A 22,853-nucleotide genomic window follows, 5' to 3' on the forward strand; every position below is an offset into this window, starting at 1 on the left:
CGATGAGGGCTTGGCCGCTCCCTCTGCTGTTCGGGGGAGTGACCGTGCTCGTCGGCGCCGCTTTTTCCTGGGTTCCGTCGTTCTGGTGGGACGAGGCAGCAACGATCTCGGCCGCTGATCGGCCCTTCGGCGATCTGCTCGAGCTGCTCGCCGATTGGGACGCCGTCCACGGCCTGTACTACATCCTGATGCACGGTTGGTTCGCGCTCGTGGGCACCGGTGAATTCACCGCGCGGCTGCCCGGCGTGCTTGCCCTCGGTGTCGGGGCCGCAGCCGTCACCGCGACCGCGCAGATGCTGGCGGGACGGCGTGCCGCGGTGGCGGCCGGGGTGCTGTTCGCGATCCTTCCGCGGGTGACGTGGGCGGCCACCGAAGCCCGCTCCTACGCGTTCGCCGTCGGCTGCGCGGCAGTGTTGTCGCTGGTCCTCGTGCTGGCGCTGCGGACCCACCGGGCACGCTGGTGGGTGCTGTACGCGATCGTGGCGGCACTCGCGACGATGTTCTTCGTCTATACCGCTACTCTCCTGGTCGCACACGCGGTGACGATGTGGGCGCTCACCCGCGGCCTCGAATCTCGTCGACGCGACCGGGCCGGTTTCGTGCTCGCCGCCACCGCGGGAGTCGCGCTGTCGCTGCCCTTCCTCGTGCTGGCTTATTCGCAGGTACGGCAGGTGTCGTGGATCCCGGAGCTCGACGAGACGGTCATCAGCACGATCCTCGTCGAGCAGTGGTTCCCGGGGGCGCCGTGGGCGGTGCTGGTGTGCTGGACCGTCGCGCTGGTGGGGACGGTCGTTGCAGCAGTGCGGGGCGTCGAACCGGGCGAGCGGACATTGCTGTGGCTCGCGCTGCCGGGCTTTCTCGTGCCCATGGCGCTGTTGCTGGCGTATTCGGTACTGGCGAGCAACATGTACCTGGACCGGTATCTCGCCTTCACGGTGCCCGCGGTCACGCTGTACCTGGGGTGGGCGGTCAGCCGCGTCGCGACGCGATGGTGGTCGCTGCTCGCAGTGCTCGTCGCGGTGGCGCTCGCGGTGGCACCCGCCTACCTGACGCAACGACAGCCGTTCGGCAAGGCGGGCGGCATGGACTACAGCGTGGTCGCGGATCGGCTGGAGGAGGCGTCCCGGCCGGGCGACTGCGTGGCGTTCGAGCCGAAGGTGTCGTGGCAGCCGACGTCACCGCGGGCGGTCGCCGACGCTCGCCCCGACGCGTTCGAGGATCTCGTGGACGTGGGGCTGGATGAGACCGCTGCCGATCGGGTGAGCTTGTGGTCGAGCGACGTAGCGCCCCCGGTGCTGGCCGAGCGGGCGGCCGCCCAGTGCACGAGGTTGTGGGTGATCGCGGACCGGGACCGCGGCACGGCGTTCACGGTGTGGCATCCGAACGACGTGTGGTGGCGGTTCGACCGCTACCGGTTCACCGACACCGAGACCTACCGGGCGCTGTCCGAAGCCGGGTTCACGATCACCGACCAGGAATTCGTCAACCGGTTACAGCTGATCGAACTCGAGCCGGCTCAGACCCAGTAGGCGACGCGCGACCGGTAGTTGCGCATGGTGACCAGGGCGAGTCCCCACCCGAGCACCGTGATGATCAGCACGATCACCCAGTGGTAGAGCTGCTGGTCGCCGCCGAGGAGAGGCGTCCGCACGATGTCGAGGAAGTGGTACAGCGGGTTGATCTCCGCGATCCGCGCCCGGTCTTCGTTGCCGGTGCCCGCGAGGGATTTCTCCGTCCAGATGATCGGCGTCATGAAGAACAGCAACTGCACGAGGCTGCCGAGCAGTGGTGCGATGTCGCGGTAGCGGGTGGAGAGGATGCCGAAGACGAGCGAGATCCATACCGCGTTGATCGCAATCAGTGCGAGGGCCGGGATGGCCGCAAGCGCGGTCCAGCTCAGGTGCTGCGGGAAGACGATGAAAATCCCGATGTAGATCACGATGTTGTGCGCGAACAAGATCATCTGACGCCACACAAGGCGATAGACGTGCACGCTCAGCGGGGTCGGTAGCTGCTTGATCAGCCCCTCGTTGGACATGAAGACGTCCGCACCCTCGATGATCGACCCCTGGATCAGGTTCCAGATGATGAAGCCGAGCGCGACGTACGGCAGGAACTCCGCGATGTCGAGGTTGAACAGCGTGCCGTACAGCAGACCCATGGCGATCGTCGAGACGCCGGTCGCGATGGTGATCCAGAACGGCCCGAGGACGGACCGGCGGTAGCGCTGCTTGATGTCCTGCCAGCCGAGCAGCAGCCACAACTCGCGATGGTTGAAGCCGTCGCGCAGATCCTGGAACGCGCGCCGGAACGTCCGAGAAGACTTTCCCAGCGGTTCGTCGACATGGGTGGGTGCAGACACAAGGCCCGAGCCTACCCGCGCGGAAATCCGCCCCGACCACGTGTGGGCCGGATTCGTCGTTCGGGTCTCCTGCCGGCGCGAGCATGCCGCGCCTCACGACGTGGGGAACTCGTAGGCTCGACACGGATCGTTTCGTACGAGCAGGAGAATGATGGCAACGAACCCGGCAGCATCGAAAGAGAACTTCGAGGAGCTTCGGCGCGACGAGGACCTGTACGAGATGTCCCTCGACCTGCTCGCCTATTACCTGGACACCGCGTTCGAGGATGCGGCAGCCGGCGAGGTCGAGCGATGGACGGTGAGTTGCCTTCCCGGTTCCGGCGACGCCGCGCCGCTGTTCTCGCTGGCTGTCGGATCGACCGAAGTCCTCCGGCTCGACAAACCCACAGCGGGCGCCGACGGATCGGTGACCTGCCTCGCGTCCGTCGCCGTCTCACGTTCGGCACTCGAGGATGAAGCAGGTACGTCGCTCGGCGCGGTGAAAAAGGCTCTTCCCGCGGTGCGCTTCCTTCCCGACGAGTCCGACGCATCGGACGCCGTCGTCGTGGTGGTGAACCTGTTCGACGACTCGTCTCTCGGTGCATTCGAAGAACTCTCCGGAAGTGGCCGCCCGATTCGCCGGCTGGCGGACCAACTCGAGGGGATGGAATCTGACGACCACCACAACACGTGGCTCGCCCGGGCCGCCCTCGACCGCATCGCGAGTGCCCCGGCCGACGAGGCAGTCTGACCTTCAGTTGGAACCCACGCGCTGAACGGGGATCAGCGCGCGAAACTACACGCGTCGATCCCCGTCCACCGCGCCGATCACGTCACGCGGTCACGTACAACGCGTCGATCTCCTCCGCATACTTGGCGTCGATCGGCTTGCGCTTGAGCTTCATCGTGGGCGTCAGTTCGTCGCCCGACGGCTCCCACACCGTCGACAGCACGGTGTACTTCTTGATCTGCTCGACACGCGACAGTTTGGTGTTCGCCTCCTTCACCGACTGCTCGATCTCGGCGAGGACGGCGGGGTGCTGCGCGAGTTCTTCGTGCGACCCGCTGAGCCCGTGCTGCTCCGCAAAGAGGGGGAGTGCGTCGGGATCGAGGGCGAGCAGCGCGACGATGTACGGGCGATCGTTGCCGATGACGACGGCGCCGCCGAGCATCGGGCACGCGGCCCGCAGCGCGCCTTCGATATTGGTGGGGGACATGTTCTTGCCCGCCGCGTTGACGATGAGTTCCTTCTTGCGGTCGATGAGCGTCACGTAACCGTCTTCGTCGATCCGAGCGATGTCGCCGGTGTGCAGCCAGCCGTCGGGATCGACGGCTTCCGCGGTCTTGACCGGGTCGTTGCGGTATCCACGCATGATGAGCGGGCCGCGGACAAGGAGCTCCCCGTCGTCGGCGGTCTTGATCTCGACGCCGGGCACGGCCTGGCCGACGGTGCCGATCCGGATCTTTCCGGGCCGGTTCATGGTCACCACGCAGGATGTCTCCGACATACCCCACACTTCGGAACACGGGATGCCGAGCGCCAGCACGAACTCGAGTACTTCGGGTGAGATCGCGGCGGCGCCCGTCACAGCAGCGCGTACCTGGTCGAGACCGAGTTTCTTGCGTACGGCCGACAAGACCAGTTTGTCGGCGAGCGCGTGCTGCAACTCGAGGGCCTTCGGCACGGGCTTGCCCTCGGACTGCAATCGAGCGACCTTCCGCCCCACCTCGATCGCCCAGAACGCGAGTCTCTTCTTCACCGGGCTGGATTCTTCGGCGAGGGTCTTGTCGATCGCTGCCTTCACCTTGTACCAGACCTGCGGGACCGCACCGAACAGCGTCGGTCGCACGCTCGGCAACACCGCGATGGCCTTCTTGAGGTCGTCGAGCGTGGTGATCTGCATGCCGCTGTAGATGCTCGAGTAGTGCGAGCCCCAGCGGTTCGCGATGTGCGCGTCGGGCAGGTACGACACGATGCGGTCGTCGGGTCCGGTGGGCAGGAAAGTCGTGGTGGCAGCGAGTTCGGCGAGAAGGTTGGCGTGGGTGAGTTCCACGCCCTTCGGCGGCCCGGTGGTGCCCGAGGTGTAGATGAGCGTGAGCAGGTCGGAGGGCTGAACGGCCTTCCATGCGGCCTCGAAGTCGAACGACTCGTCGGCGGCGGCCTCGACGTCCTCGAGAGAGAGGGTGCCGTCGGGCTTCGCGTCTATACACACCAGGTGCTCGACCTTCGTCTCGCCGATCGCCTGTTGCAGCACGGGAACGAACTGCTCCTCGCAGATCATCACCCGGTTGCCGGCGTTGCCGAGCACGTAGGTGATCTGCTCGGCGGTCAGCGAGTTGTAGATCGAGAACGGTACCGCGCCGAGATGGAAGGCAGCGGTGTCGACGAGATGGAATTCCGGGCGGTTCGTCAGCATGATGCCGACGGTGTCGCCGTGCCGGACGCCGAGACCGGCGAGACCGGCGGCCAGGGCGCGGACCTTCTCCGAGTACTCCCGCCACGCGTAGTGAACGGAATCGTCCGGAGTTCGCAGCGCGACGTGGTCGGGATACGCGGCGGCGGTGGATTGAAAAGCTTCGCAGAGTGTTGACGGTGAGTCGAGACGAGATGTCATCGCAGGCTCCCAGAGACGGTGGCGGCAAGTGTAGGTCTTGCTGCCACCGTCTGTGAGCGGAATTGCGGGATACCTTGCGGGGGAGGATTACTGGTGGGGGCGCTCGAACTTCTCTTCGCGCCCGAGCTTGCGCAGCCGTACCCACTCGCGCAGGCCCGCCGGGTCGCGGCGCGTCACCAGGAAGTACCACCCGAAACGAATCCACTCCTGCGGCAACAGCTTCCGGAGCCCGGGCTGTGACAGCAGGTAACCCCTGTTGCGGTAGGTGAAGTACCGCTTGGTCTCGTTGTCGGGATACTGGGTGTGCATCCGGCCACCGAGGATCGGCTTGAATTCGTCGGCTCCGTCGGGATGCAGGTACGCGGTCTGCAGGCAGGTGCCGAACGGCAGGCCCGAGCGCACGAGACGCCGGTGCACCTCCACCTCGTCGCCGCGTACGAACAGCCGGAGATCGGGAACGCCCACGGCGTCGATCGCGGCGGCGGTGAACAGCGCGCCGTTGAACAGCGACGCGATACCGGGAAGCAGATCTTCGTCGCCGAGTTCGTGACGCCAGCGCCGCCATACGACCCCGCGACGCAACGGGAACGCCAGGCGGTCGGGTTCGGCGATGTCGCACACCACCGGCGACACTTCGGCCAGGCCGTTGCGTTGCGCGCACTCGAGGAGTGTCGCGAGCACCTCGGGTCCTTCGGGGCGACCGTCGTCGTCCGCGAGCCAGACCCGGTCGGCCCCGAGCGACAGTGCGTACAGAATCCCCAGCGCAAAACCGCCCGCACCGCCGAGGTTGTGTTGGGAGCCCAGATAGGTCGTGGGCACGTCGGCGCCTTCGACGAGTTCGCGCACGGCGTCCTCATCGGCGTTGTCGACCACGACGAGATGGTCGAGCGGTCGGGTCTGGGTGGACAGCACCTTCAGCGACTCGGCGAGCAGTTCCCGCCGCCGATGGGTGACGACGACCCCGATGATGCGTTCGTCAGACACTCTTGGTGCCTGACGTGGCCGTCGCGTCGGCGCCGTTGCGCAGGGCGCTGCGTTCACGTTCGAGTGCGAGATCGTGCAGAACCGTGCGAACGTGGTCGCCGGCCTCGTCGCCTTCGTACGCCCGCACGACGTGCTCGATGTCGCCGCGCTCACGGATCTGCCCGTGATCGATCCACATCGCCTGGTCGCACAGTTGCGCCAGGAACTCGTTCGAGTGGCTCGCGAAGACGAGGATGCCCGACCGCGCGACGAGGTCCTGCAACCGGACCCGGGCCTTCTTCATGAATTCCGCGTCGACTGCGCCGATGCCTTCGTCGAGCAGCAGGATCTCCGGATCGATGCTGGTGACCACGCCGAGTGCGACGCGCACGCGCATACCCGTCGAGTACGTGCGCAGGGGCATGTTGAGGTAGTCGCCGAGCTCGGTGAAGTCGGCGATCTCGTCGACCTTCTGGAGCATCTTCTTGCGGCTCATGCCCAGGAACATGCCGCGGATGATGATGTTCTCGTAGCCGGAGATCTCCGGGTCCATACCGACACCGAGGTCGAACACGGGCGCCACCCGGCCGTTGACCTGCGCGAATCCGCGGGTCGGCTCGTAGATGCCGGACAGGAGGCGCAACAGCGTGGACTTGCCGGCGCCGTTGTGGCCGACGAGTCCGACGCGGTCGCCTTCCTTCAGCGACATCGTGATGTCGCGCAAGGCCTCGACCACCACGACGTCCGAATTGTTCCGGCCGATCGAACCGCCCGCTTTACCGAGGAACGCCTTCTTCAGCGACCGCGTCTTGGCGTCGAAGATCGGGAAGTCGACGCACGCGTCGCGCGTTTCGATGCTGACACGGGTCACGATGTGGCTCCAGAGGCTGACACGGGTACCGAGGGTACCCCGCGCACCTACAGGTACTGCCCGGTGCCGGGGTGCCCGGGGCCGTGACCCGGCTGCTCGCCGCCGCGGGAGACCGTTCCGCCCAGCCCGGGTGGAAGCGCGCCCTGCCGCATCTGCTCGAGTTGTGCGCGGGCAGCCATCTGCTGGGCGAACAACGCCGTCTGGATGCCGTGGAACAACCCTTCCAGCCAGCCCACCAGCTGGGCCTGGGCGATGCGGAGCTCGGCATCGGAGGGCACGGAGTCATCGGTGAAGGGCAACGCGAGGCGTTCGAGTTCGTCACGCAGTTCCGGCGCGAGCCCCTGTTCGAGCTCGCTGATCGAGGACCGGTGGATCTCCTTGAGCCGGGTACGGCTGGCGTCGTCGAGAGGTGCCGCCCTGACCTCTTCCAGAAGCTGCTTGATCATCGTGCCGATCCGCATGACCTTGGCCGGCTGTTCGACCATGTCGGCGAGGCTCTCGCCGTTTCCTTCCGCGTCGTTCCCGCGGTCCTTCTCTGCGCCGGTCGCCGCCCGGTCGGCTTCCCGCCGAGGGACGCGGACGGGCTGGCCGTCGGGGCCGATCACAAGAACCTGGTCGCTGTCCGGATTCGTCATGGCTCCATTCTGTCCCCTCACGCCGACAACCGTCGCGGGCACGCCCTTTCCCGGCGGGAAAAGTTCGCGGCCGCGAGGGAGCGCTCCGGTGAGCCGGGGCAGGATTCCGGGCGCGCGAGTCCGCTATACCCCGGCGCCGACGACCACAATTGACACAGGGTTTTAGAGTGTCAGCCATGGCTTACGACGTTGCCCGGATCCGGGGGCTCATCCCCTCGCTCGGCGACGGCTGGGTTCACCTCGATCCGCGCGCGGGAATGCAGATCCCGGACGCGGTGTCGCGCATGGTGTCGACGGCCTTCCGGAACGCGTCGTCCTCGGCTGTCGGGCGGCACTCGTCGTCCCGCCGCAGCGCCGCGATCCTCGAGGCCGCACGCGTGGCCGTTGCCGACCTCGTGGGCGGCGATCCCGCAGGTGTGGTGCTGGGCCCGAGCCATTCGGTGCTCTTGGCGTGGCTCGCGGAAGCGCTCAGCTCCCGGCTCGGCCTGGGCACCGGAATGGTGCTCTCCCGCCTCGACGACGAAGCCAACATCGCACCGTGGTTGCGTGTCGCGAGCCGGTACGGCGCCCAGGTGCGCTGGGCCGAGATCGAGATCGACACCTGCGATCTGCCCACCTGGCAGTACGAGGAACTCATCACGCCCACGACCCGGCTGGTCGCACTGACGGCGGCGTCGTCGATCGTCGGCTCGGCACCCGATGTGCGCGTCGTCGCGGACCTTATCCACGATGTCGGCGGGCTCATGGTCGTCGACGCGGCCGCGGCTGCCCCGTACGCCCACATCGACATGGAGGATCTGGGAGCGGACATTCTCAGCATCGATGCCGCGGCATGGGGCGGACCACAAATCGGTGCTCTCGTCTTCCGCGATCCCTCTCACCTCGACCGCGTGCCCGCGATGTCGCTCGATCCGCATGCCCGCGGGCCCGAGCGACTCGAGGTCGGCGGACACCAGTTCGGCCTGCTGGCCGGGCTGCCCGCGTCCATCGACTTCCTCGCCTCGCTGGACGACTCGGCATCCGGCAGCCGCCGGAACCGCCTGGAGACGTCGATCAGCTCGATGCAGGACTATCAGGACGGCTTGTTCGACCGGCTGCTCCGGCAGCTCGACAGTCTCACCGGTGTCATGGTGCTGGGCAAGGCGCCCAGCCGGGTGCCTACCTTGAGCTTCACCGTGGAAGGCATACCTGCGGAGAAGGTCGCCGCACACCTGGCCGACCGGCGAATCGAGACGGTGGCGAGCACCCGCGGAACGAGCCGGCTGCTCGACTCCCTGGGAGTGAGCGACGAAGGCGGTGCCGTGAGCATCGGTCTCGCCCCGTACACCACCAGCTTCGACATCGACCAGCTCGTCCGCGAGCTACGCAACCTCTGACCGGTCAGGTCCGGGCGACCCGCAGCACCACCTTGCCGACAGTGTCGGGACTGTCGAGCATCTCGTGCGCCCGCGCGGCTTCCGTGATGGGCAACTCGGCGTGCACCACCGGCTGCACCTTCGCCTCCTCGATCAGCGGCCACAGGTGTTCACGCACCGCCGCGACGATCGCACTCTTACCCGATTTGCCGGTGTCCGGACGGCCGCGCAGGCCCGTCGCGATCACGTGTCCGCGCTTGGCGAGGAGCTTGCCGAAGTTCATCTCGCCCTTGGTGCCACCCTGCATGCCGATGACGACGAGTCGTCCGTCCGGCGCGAGCACGTCGATGTTGCGGGACAGATAGGCCGCACCCATGTTGTCGAGCACCACGTCCGCGCCACCGAACGCGTTGCGCACTTCGGCCACGAAATCCTGGCTGCGGTAGTCGATTGCCAGATCGGCGCCGAGTTCCCGGCACCGCTCGAGCTTGCCGGCCGACGCGGTGACCGCGACCTTGGCGCCGAGCGCCTTACCCACCTGGATCGCGTGCGTGCCGATACCCCCGCCGCCACCGTGGACTAGCAGCACGTCGCCGCGTTCGAGTCCCGCGGTCATCACCACGTTCGACCACACCGTGCAGGCGATCTCCGGGAGCGACGCAGCCACGGCGATGTCCATTCCTTCCGGCACGGGCAACAACTGGGCGGAGGGCACCACGACCTGCTCGGCGTAACCACCGCCGGTCAGGAGCGCACACACACGATCACCGATGTTCCAGCCACTGACGCCTTCACCGAGTTCGGCGATGACGCCGGAACATTCGAGTCCGAGGATTTCGCTGGCTCCGGGCGGCGGGGGGTAGAGCCCGCGGCGCTGCAGAAGGTCCGCGCGATTGACGGCGGTCGCTGCGACATCGAGGAGGACCTGTCCGGGGCCGACCGTGGGATCGGGACACTTTGCCCACCGGAGAACTTCGGGACCACCGGGTTCGGTAACGACGATTGCGTGCATGACCCCGACGCTAGCGTGTGCGGCCCGCGGTGTGGTTATCCCATCTCGGCGCGCATGTCGCTTCGCCGGGAGAACCTTCGCGCCCGAGTCCGCCTTAGACTTTCCGGGTGACGAGCGAACAGGACGAGCCGAACTGGTTGACCGCGGAAGAGCAGACCGCCTGGCGCAACTATGTGGACGGCAACGCCCGCCTGATGGATGTGCTCAACCGAAACCTGCAGGAGCGACACGGATTGTCGCTGGCGGAGTACCGAATCCTGGTCCTGCTGTCCGAGTCGGAGCACGGCTCGCTGCGTATGAGCGAACTCGCCGACGGTGTCCTTTCGTCGCGCAGCCGTCTCACCCATCAGATCCGCCGCATGGAGGAACAGAACCTGGTCGTGCGCGGGTCGTGCCCCGAGGACGGTCGCGGGGTTCTCGCATCGGTCACCGATGAAGGACGTCGGCGGCTCGCCGAAGCGGCCCCCACCCACGTCCGCGCCGTCCGCAACAACCTCATCGACCGGCTCTCCAAGAGCCAGGTCAAAGCACTCGCGCAGATCTTCGGCCGGATCGACGAAGCCCTCGCCGACCACTAGGGCGCGGATGCGGTTAGGATTTGCGACGGAAGCGTGGCAGAGCGGCCGAATGCACTCGCCTTGAAAGCGAGCTTGGGTAAAACCAACGGGGGTTCAAATCCCTCCGCTTCCGCCACAGTCCCCTTACCTGTTCGCGCAGGTGAGGGGATTTTTGCTGTGGTGGAGGACGTCACCGGACGTGCCCATCGGGACGGGCGTGCGGGGTTGCAGACGAACGGAAAGGGTTCATGACCGACACGGATGTAGGTGCGCGCAGAAGCACCGTCGATCTGGTTGCGCGTGTACTGACCGAGGTGGGTGCACCGTGGGTGATCAACATCGTTACGTCTGTGATTCTCGGCGCAGCGGTCGGTGCACTCGGCTGGGGCGTGTTCGTCGCCGTGTGTGCGGGAGTGATCCCGATGGGTGCGATTCTCCTGGGCATGCGCCGATCGCGTATCGGTGACCACCATGTCACCACGCTCGACGAACGTCACGCGCTGATCGTCGTGATCTTGCTGGCGACGACAGGTGGGTTGGTGACCCTGGTCGTCGCCGATGCTCCGCAGGAGATGGTCGGGTTCACGGCCGCCGGTTTGATCACCTTGGTGGCAGCGGCTGTCGTCACCAGCATCTTCCGATGGAAGATCAGCTTTCATACGGGAGTCGCGGCCGGGGTGAGTGTCGTTCTGGCCCTCGCTCTGTCGCCCTGGTGGCTCGCGGGTCTGGTCCTCACCGTTCTCAGTGGCTGGTCCCGCGTGCATCTCGACCATCACACGATCGGACAGGTGACGGTCGGCGCCGTTCTCGGCGCGATCACAGCGGGAGTGAGCTACGTGCTCATCGTCTGAGGGACTTGCCGTCCCGGAGACATGTCAGCTGTTTCCTTCGAGTTCGTCCGCGATGAGCGACGTCCACGTCATGACTTCGTCGGTGTCGGAAGTCGGAAAATACTTGTGGTCGCGCGCGGCGAGAGCCGCCAGGAGTTCGGGCACTTCCACCTCGCCGCGGATGGCGCTGTTCTCCTCCACGGGCGCGGAGAACAACCACACCTGCTGCTGAATCAAGGCGTCCGCGTAACGGCGGCACAGATCTCCGGTGGCAGCGGGCCATTTCCCGCTCTCGGCTTCGCTGCCGATGATGATCGCCTCGAACTCCGCCACGCGGTCGAGATCGCTGCTCCCGCCCAACGTGACCTCGATATCGCGTGTACCGAGCGACTCGGCGATCACTTGCGCGACCTGGTGAGTCACTCCTCGGTTGCTCCCGGCTACGACGAGTACGGTCATGTTCCAGGGGTTTCCCCGCACGCGATCCGGGGAAACATGGATGCACCAGCCGGCGCCGCCGGCGCTGCGCGCTGCCCGGGACCGGTCACGATCTCGGTGAAGGGGACTAGGGCCGCTACCAGTGAGCTTGACCGCGCATGCGCGGCCGAGTTGGGATCAGGATCCATGTCGTCGGGGGACGGGGAGCTCGATGCTGAAAAGGTTCATCACCGCGCTCGGTGTGGTCGCGATGTCGATAGTAGGAATTCCGTCGCTCTCGCACGCCCAGCCGGCGCCTGTCGCGGCGATCGAGCGCACGGCGACGGTCATCACCGAACAGCGGACGGACGTCGAAGTGTTCTCGCCCGCGATGCAGCGCGTGGTCCGCGTGCAGGTGCTCCATCCCGCCGGGGACGGCCCTCGACCGACGTTGTACCTGCTCGACGGGGTCAGCGCGGGCGAGGAGTCCGAGTTCAGGGAGAGCACGTGGACTCAGCGCACCGACATCGAGGAGTTCGTCGCCGACAAGAACGTCAACGTCGTGCTCCCGATCGGCGGCACGGCTAGTTATTACACGGATTGGCGGAATCCCGACCCGGTGCTCGGCGTCAACAAGTGGGAGACGTTTCTGACGCAGGAACTGCCGCAGCTCATCGATGCACGGTTCCACGGCAACGGGGTCAACGCGGTCGCCGGATTGTCGATGGGGGCGACCGGGGCGATGAGCCTGATCACGCGACACCCCGATCTGTATCGAGGCGTTGCGGCGCTGAGCGGATGTTTCGATACCTCGCGTGAGTCGTCCCGCGACTCGGTGCGCGGAACCGTCGCCTACAAGGGCGGGAACCCGGACAACATGTGGGGCCCTCCCGGTGACCCCGTCTGGGAGGAACACGATTCGTACCTGCTCGCCGAGCGGTTGCGTGGCAAGGAAATCTTCCTCAGTACGGGCAACGGTCTCGTAGGCCCCTACGACTTCGGTTCGGGTGAGGAAGTGTTGACCGGCGGTACGCCGCTCGAAGTCGGCACGTTGGCGTGCACGGTGACCTTCGACCGTCGCCTGCGGCAGCTCGATATTCCGGCGCAGGTCGTATACCGGCCGTGGGGTACCCACTCGTGGGCATACTGGCAGGACGACATCAAGACCGCGTGGCCGACGCTGAAAGCCGCTCTCCAACTGTAGGTTCGCGGCTCAGTGCATGTGGATGCGGTCTGTTGTGGGCGGGACGACGGGATCGTGGGCCGCGAAATAGGCGTTGAGAGCGTCGAGTTCCTCTCCGGCGCCGGTTCGGTGCCGGGCGTGGGTGAAGACGTCGAAGCCGTCACCACCTTCCGCGAGGAAGTCGTTGACCACCACGCGGTAGTGCTGTTCGGGATCGACCGGCTCCCCGTCGATCGTGAGGTCCCGGATTCGATCGCCCGGAGGAGCGATCCGGTCGAGCGTGTATCGAAAGTTGTGTGACGGCGCGAGAATCCATTCGAGGGCGTTGCCGTTCGCCGTCTTCTGGAATTGTTGCTCGAGAAGTTCGTCGAGTTGGGAGCCGGAGAGTTCGAGCACTTGGAGGCGATTGCCGAAAGGCTGTGCTGCATACGTTTGCCCGTACGTGACGACTCCGTTTTCTCCGCAGATGAGGTCGTTGCGAAGGCCGCCTGGATTCGTCAGTGCCACTTGCGCTCCCACTGATCGGGCTGCTGCGAGCTGGGCATCGGCAACGAGGTTGCCGAGGGCGGATTCGCCGCTGGGACCCGCTTCTCGGGTGATGTCCGCCGAGGCGGAACCCACGCGGCGACCGGCGACCGCGTCGGACATTTCGCTTGCGCGTTCGACGAACTGCTGGGTCTGTGGGTCGGGTTCGATGTCGTGGGTGATGACCTGGGTGAAAGCCAGCGTGTGATCCCGCAGTACGTCGCGGGTTTCGCGGTCGATCATGAGGTCTGCGACGGAGATGATGCGCCCGTGCGAGGCGCCCTGCACGACGGTCCGTGGCCGGCCGAGCGGATCGGGATATGTGCAGTTGAAGTGCTTGTCACCATCCGAGGTGACGATCAGATCGACTTTCGGGGACACAGCGGTGGCGACGACGTTCGCCGGCCCGTCGACGGGATTGCAGGGGTCGTTCTGCCCACCGGCGCCGATATCGCCCTTGTAGAGCAGCACGACGGCGCGGACCCCCAGCGAATCGAGTAGGTCGGCAGTTCGGTCCACCGCTTCGATCTCGTCGCCGAATCGAAGGCCCGCGATGGAGTCGGACCGGATGAAGTCCGGCGTGTTGCTGGGAAGCACGCCGATGGTGCCGACCGGGATTCCGTCGACATAGCTGATGCTGAACGGCAGCGCGGCAGGCGTCCCGTCGTCGGTCGTGAGATTTGCGGCGAGCAAGGGGAAGCGGGCACCCTCGAACGTCTCGCCGTAACGGCACCCGTCGTCGGGGTGACAGCCTCCGTCACGCAGACGGGTCAGCTCAGCGTATCCCTGGTCGAGTTCGTGATTGCCCAGTGCGGCGGCCGTGACGTCGAGATCGTTCAGCAACTCGATGGTGGGCTCGTCGTGGAACATCGCCGATTCGAGCGGGGACGACCCCCACGTGTCGCCTACGGCGTACAGCATCGAATGGTCTGCTTGTGCCCGTAGCTGACGCACGTAGGCCGCGAGATGCGCCACCCCACCTGCGGCGACGGAGGTTCCGTCGGACCTGACGACCTCACTGCGCGGTCCCTGCGGCGGCAGAAGGTTGCCGTGGAGATCGCCGAAGGCGATCAGGCGCACCGGCACCACGTTCGGGGGTTCCGCAGCAGCGGGTGCGACACCGGTACCTGCACACACGACTGCCGCGAGTGCGCAGGCGGACAGGGCACGGCGTGCCATGCCTCCAACCATGCAGCGCCTCCGAGTCGGGTCCGTATCAACCGCCCGAGTGTGTCAGCGCAGGGTCACGTCACCGATACCTAGGGATAACGGTTGGGTCTCGTCACAGGTCAGGCGAGCCCTGCGAGTGCCCGCCCCGGTCCTGTCGCGAAGGCGAGGAACCGATCGTTCTCGTGCGGGTCGCCGATCGTCACGCGCGTGCCGTCACCGGTGAAGTTCCGCAGGATCACGCCTGCCTCTGCCGCCGCCTCGGCGAAGGCCGCAGACCGGTCGCCGAGAGGCAGCCAGAGGAAGTTCGCACCGCTCTCGGGCACGTCGTAGCCGGCGTCGAGCAGCGCATCGCGCACGCGGTGACGCTCGGCGACGACATGTTCGGTGCGCGCGAGCAGTTCGTCGGCGGCCTCGAGCGACGCGATGGCAGCCTTCTGCGCGATCGTGTTGACCGAGAACGGGGTGTGCACCTTGCTCATGGCCGCGGTGAGTTCGGGGCCGGCGACCGCGTACCCGACCCGAAGGCCCGCAAGTCCGTACGCCTTGGAGAACGTCCGCAGTACAACCACGTTGTGGCGGTTCTTCGCCAGGTCGAGACCGTCTGCGAAGTCGTCGTCCGAGGCGGGCCGCACATACTCGAAGTACGCCTCGTCGAGTGCGACGACGACGTCGGACGGGACTTCGTCGAGGAACTGCTCGAGTTCCTTCTTCCCGAGGAGCGAGCCGGTCGGATTGTTGGGATTGCAGATGAAGATCAGGCGGGTCCGGTCGGTGATGGCCGCGAGCATCGCTTTCAGCTCGTGGCCGTGCTCCGGGGTGTTCGCCACGGGGACCGCGGTTGCGGCCGCGACCGCCACGACCACCGGGTACGCCTCGAACGATCGCCACGGGAAGATCACCTCGTCGCCGGGCTCGCAGGTGACCTGCACGAGTTCCTGGCACAGGCTCACCGATCCGCAGCCGACCGAGATGTTCTCGACGGGGACCTGCAGCCGCTCCGACAGCGCTGCGAGCAACGCCGTGGCGCCGTTGTCCGGATACCGGTTCACATCGGCGGCGGCTTCGAGAATGGCGTCGCGCACGGAGGGCAACGGGCCGGCGGTCGTCTCGTTGCTGGCGAGCTTCACAGCGCCGGGAAACGTCCGTCCGGGAACGTAGGCCGGGATCGAGGCGAGGTCGGGTCGGGTCCGAGGGGTCACCAGCCGATTATGCTCCCGACGATTCCGTGCGGGTACCCGGTGGGCGTGTCATCGTGGACACCATGCCGGAAACCAGCAATGATGCTGCGCCACGGATCGGTGGTACGGGGGACGTACCGCTGACAGTGGTACGTCCGGATTCGGGGCCGCGCGGGAGCATCGTGGTGTTGCACCGCTCCCACGGACTCCCGCGGGCCCTCCGCGACTTCATCGAGACGCTCGCCGACGATCGGTGGCTCGTCGTCGCGCCCGAGCCGACACAGGATGCTCGTGGTGCGGAGAACGCCGAGCAGTTCGGGGACGAGTTCTACGCGAACGTGGACGCGACCTTCCGGTGGATCGCCGGGCAAGGGATCAGCCCCGACATGATCGGGGTGCTCGGGTTCGACGATGCGGGCACCGCCGCGCTCTATGTCGCCGCGGAGCGGGCCGTCGGTGCCGTCGTGAGCGTGGCCTCGCCCGGCATCGTCCAGGCCACGCAGCACGGTGCGCGATCGCTCGTCGACATCGTCGGGTCGCTCCGGGCGCCGTGGCTCGGCCTGTACGGCGACGACGACCCGAAGACTCCGCCCTCGGAGGTCGCAGCCTTGCGTGAGGCTGCGGGCCGGTCGGATGCACCGGCGCTTGTGGTCAGTTACGAAGGGCTCGCCCACCGGCCGGATGAGCCGCCGGTCGTGCACGACTCCCTCGATCCCGAGACCGATCACGCGGAAGCGGCGATCGTCGACGCGCGACGCCGCATCTACGATTGGTTCGACGCTCACCTGCGTTGACCAGCCGTTTTGCGTTTCGGTGCGGTGCATGTGTAATCTTTCGTCCCGGCGGTTCGAGAGCTTCGAATCCCCGAGGAGGCGTGCCAGAGCGGCCGAATGGGACTCACTGCTAATGAGTTGTCCCCCTTACCGGGGACCGGAGGTTCAAATCCTCTCGCCTCCGCCAGTTGGTGTACCGTCACTGACGACAATTGAATACCTTGCGCCCGTAGCTCAACGGATAGAGCATCTGACTACGGATCAGAAGGTTAGGGGTTCGAATCCCTTCGGGCGCACGCAGAAGAACACCCCGCCGGCATTGCCGGCGGGGTGTTCTCGCATTGCGGGCCGTGTCACACCAGCTTCGCGATGATCTCCTCCGCGAACCTCTCGATGGGCTCGCGGTAGCGCTCCGCGGTCCCGAGGAGGTGATCGTGGTCGCCGGAATGGGTGGCTTCCCAGTTGGCCCACGGCGAGCACATCACGCCCGTGATCCCGATCTTCTCGGCCCGCTTGTACAGCTCGGTGGACGGCTGGTCGCGCAGACCGAGGATGATGTCGAACGGTTCGTTCTCACGTCCGAATTCGCGCCGGTAACCGTTGATCCGCTCGATCCACTTCTCGGCGTCGTCGATGGTGTACGCCGTGCCGACCCAGCCGTCGCAGTAGCGGGCGGCTCGCTTGAGTGCGGCAGTGGATTCTCCACCGCACAGGATCGGTACGGGTGCAGGCGGGTGCGGCTCGATCGTCATCTCGGGGATGTCGTAGTACTCGCCCTTGAAGGACACCCATCCGCCCTTCCACAGTGCGCGCAACGCCTCGATCATCTCGTTGAGGCGCGGGCCACGGTTGTCGAAGTCCTGGCCCAGCAACTCGAATTCCTCGCGCATCCACCCGGCGGAGAGGCCGATGGACACGCGGCCGTGTGAGATAGCCGCTGCGGTGCCCACCTGTTTCACGACCTCGAGAAGTGGGCGCGACGGCGCGATGTAGACGTTGTTGCCGAAGTGCAGGTTCTGGGTGACGGCTGCCATGGCTCCGATGAGGACCCACGCGTCGGGCCAGTCCGTCTCCGGATGCCAGAACATCTTTCCGCTCTCGTGCCCGGGGTAGACGGTCTTCATCTCTTTCGGATAGATCAGGTGGTCCGAGACGAGCACGCCGTGGAACCCTGCCTGGTCGAGCATGGTCGCCACCGCCGGCATTTCGGTCGTCTTCATGAATGCGGTCCCGGTCCAGAACTTCAACTGACTACCTCCGTGCGCCGGCACTCTGCAAGAGTCATGATCATCCAATCGGAGAGTGCAGTTATTCCATTGTCAGAAGACTGTTCTACCGGATGTTGTGACCGCAGTCACCACTGGTCACGTGCGGTGCGGCGCCGACAGGCCCGCGAGTGAATCCGGCATCTCACCCCTGGCGGACTTCCCGCCCGGAGCTGGTCGGGTTCGGTGGGGGAGCAAAACGACGCCGGTACCGGCCCAAAGGATGTATTGACGAGGCCGTGCGAACGACAGTAGATTCCGGGACGGTGCCTAGAAGTTAACGACGATTCGCACGATCAGCCGGCGGCTGGCGGTCGCGCTCTGCGGGGGAGAAGACATGGAACTTGCGTGGTCCGACGCCGACGCCGCCTTCCGAGACGAGGTCCGTGCCTTTCTCGACGAGAAGCTCACCCCCGACCTGAGACGTGCCGGCAGGCTGGCCACCAGCGTGTACTCCGACCACGAGGCGAGCATGGAGTGGCAGCGCATCCTCCACGAGCGGGGATGGGCGGCGCCGGCCTGGCCGGTGGAGTACGGAGGATGCGACTGGACGCAGACGCAGCATTACATCTTCGGTCGCGAATCGATCCTCGCCGGTGCCCCGTCGTTGTCGCCGATGGGTATCCGGATGGTTGCGCATGCGATCGTCGCGTACGGCACTCAGGCACAGAAGGACTACTTCCTGCCCGGAATCCTCACCGGTGACGTCTTCTTCTGCCAGGGCTACTCGGAACCCGAAGCCGGTTCCGACCTCGCCTCCCTGAGCATGGCGGCTGTGCACGACGGTGACGATCTCGTCGTGACCGGAAGCAAGATCTGGACCACCCACGCGACGGAGGCGAACTGGATGTTCGCGCTCGTGCGGACCACCAGAACCGAACGGAAGCAGCAGGGCATCACCTTCCTGCTCATCGATATGACCTCGCCGGGCATCGAGATCCGACCCCTGGTGATGACCTCCGGCGAAGAGGTCCAGAACCAGGTGTTCTTCGACGGCGTGCGTGTCCCCAAGAAGAACGTCCTGGGCGAGATCGACCACGGCTGGTCCGTCGCGAAGTACTTGCTGGTGTTCGAGCGAGGCGGAGCAGCTGCTGCGCCCGCACTCCAGGTCCTCGCAGAGCGCATCGCGGTCGCGGCAGCCGGGCAACCCGGCCCCGGCGGTCGCGCGCTCGTCGACGATCCCGCGTTCGCCGCCAGACTCGCGGACGCCCGTATCCGTACCGACGTACTGGAGATCCTCGAATACCGCACCCTCGCAGCGCTGTCCGCAGGTAAGGACCCGGGCCCGGCGTCATCCATGCTCAAAGTGCTCGGCACCGAGCTCAGCCAGACGCTGACGCAATTGGCTCTCGAGGCAGCCGGCCCACGGGGGCGCGTGTACCAACCGCACGTCACTGCGCCCGGCGGCCCGATCGCCGACTACGAACCGCCCGCCGACGGTTACCTCAGTGGCGAAGACTGGCAAGCGGTAGCGCCCCTGCGCTATTTCAACGACCGCGCCGGCTCGATCTATGCCGGTAGCAACGAGATTCAGCGAAATATCCTCGCCAAAGCAGCATTGGGGCTCTGATGGACTTCGGTTTGAGCAAAGAGCAAGAGCTTCTCCGCGATTCGGTCACCGGGTTTCTCGCACACCGGTACGACCTGGCCCGGAGTCGCACGGCAGCGACCACCGGCGCGGGGTGGCAACCCGACGTGTGGCGCGCGCTGTCCGAAGAACTCGGCATCCTCGGCGCCACACTTCCGGAAGACGTCGGAGGAATGAACGGCGGCCCGGTGGAATTGATGGTCGTGGCCGAAGCTCTGGGGCACGCCCTTGTCGTCGAGCCCTATGTCGACACCGTTGTCCTCGGGGGCGGGATGCTCCATCGCGCCGGCGGACCCCGGGCACACGAGGTGCTCGAAGCGATCGCCTCGGGAGAGGCGGTCACCGCCTTCGCGGCAACGGAACCGACGAGCGGCTACGACTTCCACGACGTGACGACCACCGCGCGCCGGGACGGCGGCGAGTGGGTGATCGACGGAGCCAAGATCGTCGTCACCAGCGCTCCGCTGGCAACACATCTACTCGTGACCGCCCGCACAGCAGGTGACCGCCGCGACACCGCAGGGGTGTCGCTCTTCCTCGTCGAGTTCGATCCTGCGAACCCTCCGGCCGGCGTGGAGACGCACTCGTATCGAACCATCGACGATCGCCGCGCCTCGGATCTCACCTTCTCCGGTTTTCGCGTCCCCGCGGACGCTCTGCTCGGTGACGAGGGCGGCGCGTGGCCGTCGGTGTCCCAAGGGATCGACGAAGCCACCACCGCGGTGGCGGCAGAAGCGGTCGGCATCATGCGGAAGGTACTCGCCGACACCGTCGAGTACACGAAACAACGCCGGCAGTTCGGTCACCCGATCGGCAGCTTCCAGGCATTGCAACACCGCATGGTCGACATGTACATGGAACTCGAGCAGGCGATATCGGCCGTGTACCTGGCCGTCATGCACCTCGAGGCGGACGATCTCGTCCGCGCGCGGTCCGTCTCGGCCACGAAGGCGACCATCAGCCGTGCCGCGCGCTTCATCGGGCAGAACGCCGTCCAGCTGCACGGGGGAATGGGCATGACCGAGGAACTCGCGGTCGGGCACTACTTCAAGCGGTTGACGGCGATCGAGTACGAGTTCGGTACCGCGGACCACCACATCGCGCGGTACGCGGAACTCACCAAGGCCTGACCCGGACGGTGTCGGCGCACGAGTTCAGAACAGGAGCCACCACGTCGTCGCAGCGAGCGCAGCGAAGGCGATGACCAGAACGAAGTCCGACTTGCCGGTCATCGAATCGTTGAACAGTGGCCGGGTGCCTCGCTGGATCCGTCGTTTCTGCTCGGCCATGACTCCAGTGAAGCGCGGTCGTGCCCGCGCGCGCATCCGAATTACTGCTCAATCTGTGCCGGAGTCGTCCAGAGGAGAACCGGCGGGTGATTCCGGCGGGGGTGTGAGCGCCTCCGCGACTCGCGTGGCGGCCGTGATCGGGTCTTCGTGCTCCCACACCCGGATCACCGTCCACCCCGCAGCGGCCAGGCGAGAATCCGTGTCGCGGTCACGCTTGACGTTGCCTGCGAGTTTGTCGGCCCACCACTCGGCGTTGTTCTTCGGATCGGTCGCGTGCAGTGGGCACCGATGCCAGAAGCAGCCGTCGACGTACACCGCGACACGTCGGCGAGGAAACACCAGGTCGGCTCGGCGTCGCACGCCGGGCAATGGCGCCCGGTCCACATAGAAGCGCAGACCGCGGCGATGCAGTTCGCGTCGCAACGCCACTTCCGGAGCGGTGTCCCGACGGCGTTGCCTGCTCATCCGTGCGCTGGTACGCGCGTCCGTCTGCGGTCGTGCGGGCCGGAGTTCGTCGGACGGAGGCATCGCGACCTCCTACGCGGCGGCCTGCGGGAAGCCGCCCATGCGGTCGAGGTGGTTCTCCACGTCGTCGAGAAATCCCGGGAGAAAGCGGAGGCTGCCCGACCGTGCCCGCCGGAGGAAGCCGGCGGTCGCGCGAGCGGACAGCAGACGCGAATCGTCGAGGAATCCGCCGAGGTCCTCGTAGGGGTCGTGGACGGGCCACTGCGATTCGTGCACGCGGAATGCTTTGCGGTGAGAACCCCATGCCGCGGTGGGCCATGGATCGCCGGGTTCGAGGGGAGTTTCGTGATCGGCGGTGTAGTCGATCTGATTGTTCACGCGATGTCCCACCCAGGTCGCCATCCGGACACTGACGGCGTTGCCGACGAGGCGCCAGCGGTGTCCGGTCCGGACACCCACCGCCTGCGTGGCAGGCGCGGTCCAGTCGGGGTCGAATCCTTGGAGTCGTTCGGCATCGGTCAGCCCGGGGGTCACGATCTCGCCGGACGGCAGTCGCACGGCCGGTGGACTCGCGATACCGAGAGTCGAACCGCCCTTGAGCGTGGGCACGGCATTGACCGCCCAACCCAAACCGCGCACACCTTCCGTCCAGTAGAAGCCGCACGGGAACAGGTCGGGGTTCCCGTCGACCGGCATGCCGGCATCCTGCCCGAACAGGACGGCGCGCGGATCGTCGGTGCGGGAGGCCACCATGAGCACTCGCTGCCGGCGCTGGGGGAGGCCGAAGGCGCGAGCGTCAACCACCCGGTAGGCCCACGTGTACCCGAGGTCTTCGAGCGCATCCGTGATGTGGCGCATCGCAGCACCGCGGCTGAGTTGGAGCATGAACGGAACATTCTCGATGACGAGCCAGCGCGGCCCGTTCTTGCGCCGGACGAGACGGAACACCTCGTCCACGAGGCTCGACTTCGTTCCGGTGATGCCGGCGGTACGGCCGGCCTGGGACAGGTCCTGGCAGGGAAAGCCCGCCGCAACCAGTTCGGTCCCCTGCGGCAAGGAACGCAGTTGGGTGACATCCGGATGGAGGGGAACGTCAGGGAAGCGGGCACGCAGCACCGCTTGTGCACCGGGGTCGACCTCACACAGGAGTTCGGTATTCCACCCGTTCTCCCCGAGCCCAAGCTCGAGGCCGCCGATTCCGGCGAACAGCCCCACCATGTTCCCCGACGACGTCACGGCACCCTTCCTCGCTCAACTCAAGCGAGAACGTTACTCGAGTAGTAGGGGCATCCGTGACCCGACGCAGGATCACGCCCCGGAGCTCGGCATCTTGCTGATGTCTCCCGGAATCCGGGGGAGGTGCTGTACCTGTCTCCCTATAGATGGACACCTTCTCTACAGATCGCCCTCTCTATAGGGGGCCACGGTGGGCCGCCGGCACATCGACTGGCGGGTTCTTCCCAGCAAATCGGCGTTGACCTGGCGATTTGGTGTTTGTGGGGGTGCTCGCGTAACTTAATCCAGGTCAGAGCGACACGGACACCGACCCGGACCTACAGGGACTGGGAAAACGAGGTTGGACGAGAGCGCCTGAATATCTGGTTCGAAATCTTCTGGTAAGGTTTCGTACTGCCCCTGGGTTCGGAAGCGACACGGATTTGCGTCTGTGTGGTGCGGGATCTAGGCTGGAACAGTTGCCCCGGAACGAGCGAGTTGTGAAATTCGTGAGTGATGGTGTGTGCGTGTTCTTTGAGAACTCAACAGTGTGCCGATGAATGTCAGTGCCAATTATTTGGTGCGATCATCCGCTTTTGTGGATGG

General features: G+C 66.2%; 22 protein-coding genes and 3 tRNA genes. 12 read left to right on the forward strand and 13 right to left on the reverse strand.

Features of this window, described 5'->3' with window-relative positions; genetic code table 11:
- Positions 1 to 2 precede the first annotated feature (2 nt).
- Complete coding sequence (locus tag ACFWBU_RS14930; protein ID WP_378528617.1) at positions 3 to 1,529, forward strand: glycosyltransferase family 39 protein; 1,527 nt, start codon at positions 3 to 5, stop codon at positions 1,527 to 1,529.
- On the opposite strand, the gene ACFWBU_RS14935 is transcribed toward ACFWBU_RS14930, so the two are convergent.
- A complete protein-coding gene (locus tag ACFWBU_RS14935; RefSeq protein WP_169620758.1) occupies positions 1,517 to 2,362 on the reverse strand; it encodes an ABC transporter permease in 846 nt (281 codons plus the stop codon). The two genes, ACFWBU_RS14930 and ACFWBU_RS14935, sit on opposite strands and share 13 nt — an antisense overlap.
- A gap of 151 nt (positions 2,363 to 2,513) precedes the next feature.
- Between ACFWBU_RS14935 and ACFWBU_RS14940 the strand changes: the two genes are divergently transcribed.
- Positions 2,514 to 3,092, forward strand: coding sequence for a hypothetical protein (locus ACFWBU_RS14940; RefSeq protein WP_378528618.1), 579 nt, complete (start codon positions 2,514 to 2,516; stop codon positions 3,090 to 3,092).
- Between the two features lie 82 nt (positions 3,093 to 3,174).
- Here the strand turns inward: ACFWBU_RS14940 and ACFWBU_RS14945 are convergent, their stop codons facing one another.
- The 4 genes from ACFWBU_RS14945 to ACFWBU_RS14960 form a co-directional block, all read right to left on the reverse strand.
- On the reverse strand, positions 3,175 to 4,956 hold the full coding sequence (locus ACFWBU_RS14945) for an AMP-dependent synthetase/ligase (protein WP_378528619.1): 1,782 nt from the start codon (positions 4,954 to 4,956) through the stop codon (positions 3,175 to 3,177).
- A gap of 87 nt (positions 4,957 to 5,043) precedes the next feature.
- Positions 5,044 to 5,940 carry a glycosyltransferase family 2 protein gene (locus tag ACFWBU_RS14950; RefSeq protein ID WP_169620755.1) on the reverse strand — a complete coding sequence of 299 codons (897 nt, stop codon included), beginning with the start codon at positions 5,938 to 5,940 and terminating at the stop codon, positions 5,044 to 5,046.
- Positions 5,933 to 6,793: an ABC transporter ATP-binding protein gene (locus ACFWBU_RS14955; protein ID WP_169621053.1), complete on the reverse strand. Its 861-nt coding sequence runs from the start codon at positions 6,791 to 6,793 to the stop codon at positions 5,933 to 5,935. The genes ACFWBU_RS14950 and ACFWBU_RS14955 overlap by 8 nt, the downstream gene beginning before the upstream one ends.
- Positions 6,794 to 6,837: 44 nt before the next feature.
- On the reverse strand, positions 6,838 to 7,425 hold the full coding sequence (locus ACFWBU_RS14960) for a bacterial proteasome activator family protein (protein WP_169620754.1): 588 nt from the start codon (positions 7,423 to 7,425) through the stop codon (positions 6,838 to 6,840).
- A gap of 176 nt (positions 7,426 to 7,601) precedes the next feature.
- Between ACFWBU_RS14960 and ACFWBU_RS14965 the strand changes: the two genes are divergently transcribed.
- Positions 7,602 to 8,801 (forward strand): cysteine desulfurase-like protein, encoded by a 1,200-nt coding sequence (locus ACFWBU_RS14965; protein WP_169620753.1) that lies wholly within the window; start codon positions 7,602 to 7,604, stop codon positions 8,799 to 8,801.
- Between the two features lie 4 nt (positions 8,802 to 8,805).
- Here ACFWBU_RS14965 and ACFWBU_RS14970 read toward each other — a convergent pair whose 3' ends face one another.
- A complete protein-coding gene (locus ACFWBU_RS14970; RefSeq protein ID WP_378528620.1) occupies positions 8,806 to 9,792 on the reverse strand; it encodes an NAD(P)H-quinone oxidoreductase in 987 nt (328 codons plus the stop codon).
- Between the two features lie 107 nt (positions 9,793 to 9,899).
- On the opposite strand from ACFWBU_RS14970, the gene ACFWBU_RS14975 reads away from it, so the two are divergent.
- The 3 genes from ACFWBU_RS14975 (at position 9,900) to ACFWBU_RS14985 (ending at position 11,200) form a co-directional block, all read left to right on the forward strand.
- The gene (locus ACFWBU_RS14975; RefSeq protein ID WP_296550030.1) at positions 9,900 to 10,370 is read left to right on the forward strand and encodes a MarR family winged helix-turn-helix transcriptional regulator; all 471 of its coding nucleotides are present in this window, start codon (positions 9,900 to 9,902) and stop codon (positions 10,368 to 10,370) included.
- Positions 10,371 to 10,397: 27 nt separating this feature from the next.
- Positions 10,398 to 10,485, forward strand: a tRNA-Ser gene (locus ACFWBU_RS14980).
- Between the two features lie 112 nt (positions 10,486 to 10,597).
- The gene (locus tag ACFWBU_RS14985; protein WP_169620751.1) at positions 10,598 to 11,200 is read left to right on the forward strand and encodes a hypothetical protein; all 603 of its coding nucleotides are present in this window, start codon (positions 10,598 to 10,600) and stop codon (positions 11,198 to 11,200) included.
- Positions 11,201 to 11,224: 24 nt separating this feature from the next.
- Here ACFWBU_RS14985 and ACFWBU_RS14990 read toward each other — a convergent pair whose 3' ends face one another.
- Positions 11,225 to 11,638: a flavodoxin domain-containing protein gene (locus ACFWBU_RS14990; protein WP_378528621.1), complete on the reverse strand. Its 414-nt coding sequence runs from the start codon at positions 11,636 to 11,638 to the stop codon at positions 11,225 to 11,227.
- A gap of 190 nt (positions 11,639 to 11,828) precedes the next feature.
- Here ACFWBU_RS14990 and ACFWBU_RS14995 point away from each other — a divergent pair, with 190 nt between their 5' ends.
- Positions 11,829 to 12,800: an alpha/beta hydrolase gene (locus ACFWBU_RS14995; protein ID WP_378528622.1), complete on the forward strand. Its 972-nt coding sequence runs from the start codon at positions 11,829 to 11,831 to the stop codon at positions 12,798 to 12,800.
- 9 nt (positions 12,801 to 12,809) lie between these two features.
- Here the strand turns inward: ACFWBU_RS14995 and ACFWBU_RS15000 are convergent, their stop codons facing one another.
- Positions 12,810 to 14,483 (reverse strand): bifunctional metallophosphatase/5'-nucleotidase, encoded by a 1,674-nt coding sequence (locus ACFWBU_RS15000; protein ID WP_378528623.1) that lies wholly within the window; start codon positions 14,481 to 14,483, stop codon positions 12,810 to 12,812.
- Positions 14,484 to 14,593: 110 nt separating this feature from the next.
- Positions 14,594 to 15,673, reverse strand: a complete 1,080-nt coding sequence (hisC, locus tag ACFWBU_RS15005; protein ID WP_378528624.1) for a histidinol-phosphate transaminase — start codon at positions 15,671 to 15,673, stop codon at positions 14,594 to 14,596.
- A gap of 62 nt (positions 15,674 to 15,735) precedes the next feature.
- On the opposite strand from hisC, the gene ACFWBU_RS15010 reads away from it, so the two are divergent.
- The 3 genes from ACFWBU_RS15010 to ACFWBU_RS15020 all read left to right on the forward strand — a co-directional run bounded on the left by ACFWBU_RS15010 (position 15,736) and on the right by ACFWBU_RS15020 (position 16,721).
- Complete coding sequence (locus tag ACFWBU_RS15010) at positions 15,736 to 16,446, forward strand: dienelactone hydrolase family protein (protein ID WP_378528625.1); 711 nt, start codon at positions 15,736 to 15,738, stop codon at positions 16,444 to 16,446.
- 74 nt (positions 16,447 to 16,520) lie between these two features.
- Positions 16,521 to 16,612: transfer RNA gene (locus ACFWBU_RS15015), tRNA-Ser, on the forward strand.
- Positions 16,613 to 16,648: 36 nt separating this feature from the next.
- Positions 16,649 to 16,721, forward strand: a tRNA-Arg gene (locus ACFWBU_RS15020).
- A 57-nt stretch (positions 16,722 to 16,778) separates the two neighbouring features.
- Here the strand turns inward: ACFWBU_RS15020 and ACFWBU_RS15025 are convergent.
- Complete coding sequence (locus tag ACFWBU_RS15025) at positions 16,779 to 17,672, reverse strand: TIGR03619 family F420-dependent LLM class oxidoreductase (protein ID WP_169620745.1); 894 nt, start codon at positions 17,670 to 17,672, stop codon at positions 16,779 to 16,781.
- Positions 17,673 to 18,027: 355 nt separating this feature from the next.
- Between ACFWBU_RS15025 and ACFWBU_RS15030 the strand changes: the two genes are divergently transcribed.
- Together ACFWBU_RS15030 and ACFWBU_RS15035 are read left to right on the forward strand one after the other, a co-directional pair.
- Complete coding sequence (locus ACFWBU_RS15030) at positions 18,028 to 19,260, forward strand: acyl-CoA dehydrogenase family protein (RefSeq protein ID WP_378528626.1); 1,233 nt, start codon at positions 18,028 to 18,030, stop codon at positions 19,258 to 19,260.
- A complete protein-coding gene (locus ACFWBU_RS15035; RefSeq protein WP_378528627.1) occupies positions 19,260 to 20,408 on the forward strand; it encodes an acyl-CoA dehydrogenase family protein in 1,149 nt (382 codons plus the stop codon). The genes ACFWBU_RS15030 and ACFWBU_RS15035 overlap by 1 nt, the downstream gene beginning before the upstream one ends.
- 24 nt (positions 20,409 to 20,432) lie before the next feature.
- Here ACFWBU_RS15035 and ACFWBU_RS15040 read toward each other — a convergent pair whose 3' ends face one another.
- From ACFWBU_RS15040 to ACFWBU_RS15050, 3 genes are read right to left on the reverse strand one after another with little or no spacing between them, the layout of a single operon-like run.
- Complete coding sequence (locus ACFWBU_RS15040) at positions 20,433 to 20,567, reverse strand: hypothetical protein (RefSeq protein WP_277350459.1); 135 nt, start codon at positions 20,565 to 20,567, stop codon at positions 20,433 to 20,435.
- 48 nt (positions 20,568 to 20,615) lie between these two features.
- On the reverse strand, positions 20,616 to 21,095 hold the full coding sequence (locus ACFWBU_RS15045; protein WP_378528628.1) for a very short patch repair endonuclease: 480 nt from the start codon (positions 21,093 to 21,095) through the stop codon (positions 20,616 to 20,618).
- A 9-nt stretch (positions 21,096 to 21,104) separates the two neighbouring features.
- Positions 21,105 to 22,250, reverse strand: a complete 1,146-nt coding sequence (locus ACFWBU_RS15050; RefSeq protein ID WP_169621050.1) for a DNA cytosine methyltransferase — start codon at positions 22,248 to 22,250, stop codon at positions 21,105 to 21,107.
- Between the last annotated feature and the right edge of the window lie 603 nt (positions 22,251 to 22,853).

Source organism: Rhodococcus sp. NPDC060084 (assembly GCF_042730335.1).
GTDB lineage: Bacteria > Actinomycetota > Actinomycetes > Mycobacteriales > Mycobacteriaceae > Rhodococcus.

What these genes read in the sequence shown, in the direction of transcription:
- ACFWBU_RS14990 (WP_378528621.1), bottom strand. Translation starts at nt 11,638, where the DNA reads ATGACCGTACTCGTCGTAGCCGGGAGCAACCGAGGAGTGACTCACCAG.
- ACFWBU_RS15000 (WP_378528623.1), bottom strand. Translation starts at nt 14,483, where the DNA reads ATGGCACGCCGTGCCCTGTCCGCCTGCGCACTCGCGGCAGTCGTGTGT.
- ACFWBU_RS14985 (WP_169620751.1), top strand. Translation starts at nt 10,598, where the DNA reads ATGACCGACACGGATGTAGGTGCGCGCAGAAGCACCGTCGATCTGGTT.
- ACFWBU_RS15030 (WP_378528626.1), top strand. Translation starts at nt 18,028, where the DNA reads ATGGAACTTGCGTGGTCCGACGCCGACGCCGCCTTCCGAGACGAGGTC.
- ACFWBU_RS15045 (WP_378528628.1), bottom strand. Translation starts at nt 21,095, where the DNA reads ATGCCTCCGTCCGACGAACTCCGGCCCGCACGACCGCAGACGGACGCG.
- ACFWBU_RS15010 (WP_378528625.1), top strand. Translation starts at nt 15,736, where the DNA reads ATGCCGGAAACCAGCAATGATGCTGCGCCACGGATCGGTGGTACGGGG.
- ACFWBU_RS14965 (WP_169620753.1), top strand. Translation starts at nt 7,602, where the DNA reads ATGGCTTACGACGTTGCCCGGATCCGGGGGCTCATCCCCTCGCTCGGC.
- ACFWBU_RS14930 (WP_378528617.1), top strand. Translation starts at nt 3, where the DNA reads ATGAGGGCTTGGCCGCTCCCTCTGCTGTTCGGGGGAGTGACCGTGCTC.
- ACFWBU_RS15050 (WP_169621050.1), bottom strand. Translation starts at nt 22,250, where the DNA reads ATGGTGGGGCTGTTCGCCGGAATCGGCGGCCTCGAGCTTGGGCTCGGG.
- ACFWBU_RS14945 (WP_378528619.1), bottom strand. Translation starts at nt 4,956, where the DNA reads ATGACATCTCGTCTCGACTCACCGTCAACACTCTGCGAAGCTTTTCAA.
- ACFWBU_RS14940 (WP_378528618.1), top strand. Translation starts at nt 2,514, where the DNA reads ATGGCAACGAACCCGGCAGCATCGAAAGAGAACTTCGAGGAGCTTCGG.
- ACFWBU_RS15040 (WP_277350459.1), bottom strand. Translation starts at nt 20,567, where the DNA reads ATGGCCGAGCAGAAACGACGGATCCAGCGAGGCACCCGGCCACTGTTC.
- ACFWBU_RS14960 (WP_169620754.1), bottom strand. Translation starts at nt 7,425, where the DNA reads ATGACGAATCCGGACAGCGACCAGGTTCTTGTGATCGGCCCCGACGGC.
- ACFWBU_RS14995 (WP_378528622.1), top strand. Translation starts at nt 11,829, where the DNA reads ATGCTGAAAAGGTTCATCACCGCGCTCGGTGTGGTCGCGATGTCGATA.
- ACFWBU_RS15035 (WP_378528627.1), top strand. Translation starts at nt 19,260, where the DNA reads ATGGACTTCGGTTTGAGCAAAGAGCAAGAGCTTCTCCGCGATTCGGTC.
- ACFWBU_RS14970 (WP_378528620.1), bottom strand. Translation starts at nt 9,792, where the DNA reads ATGCACGCAATCGTCGTTACCGAACCCGGTGGTCCCGAAGTTCTCCGG.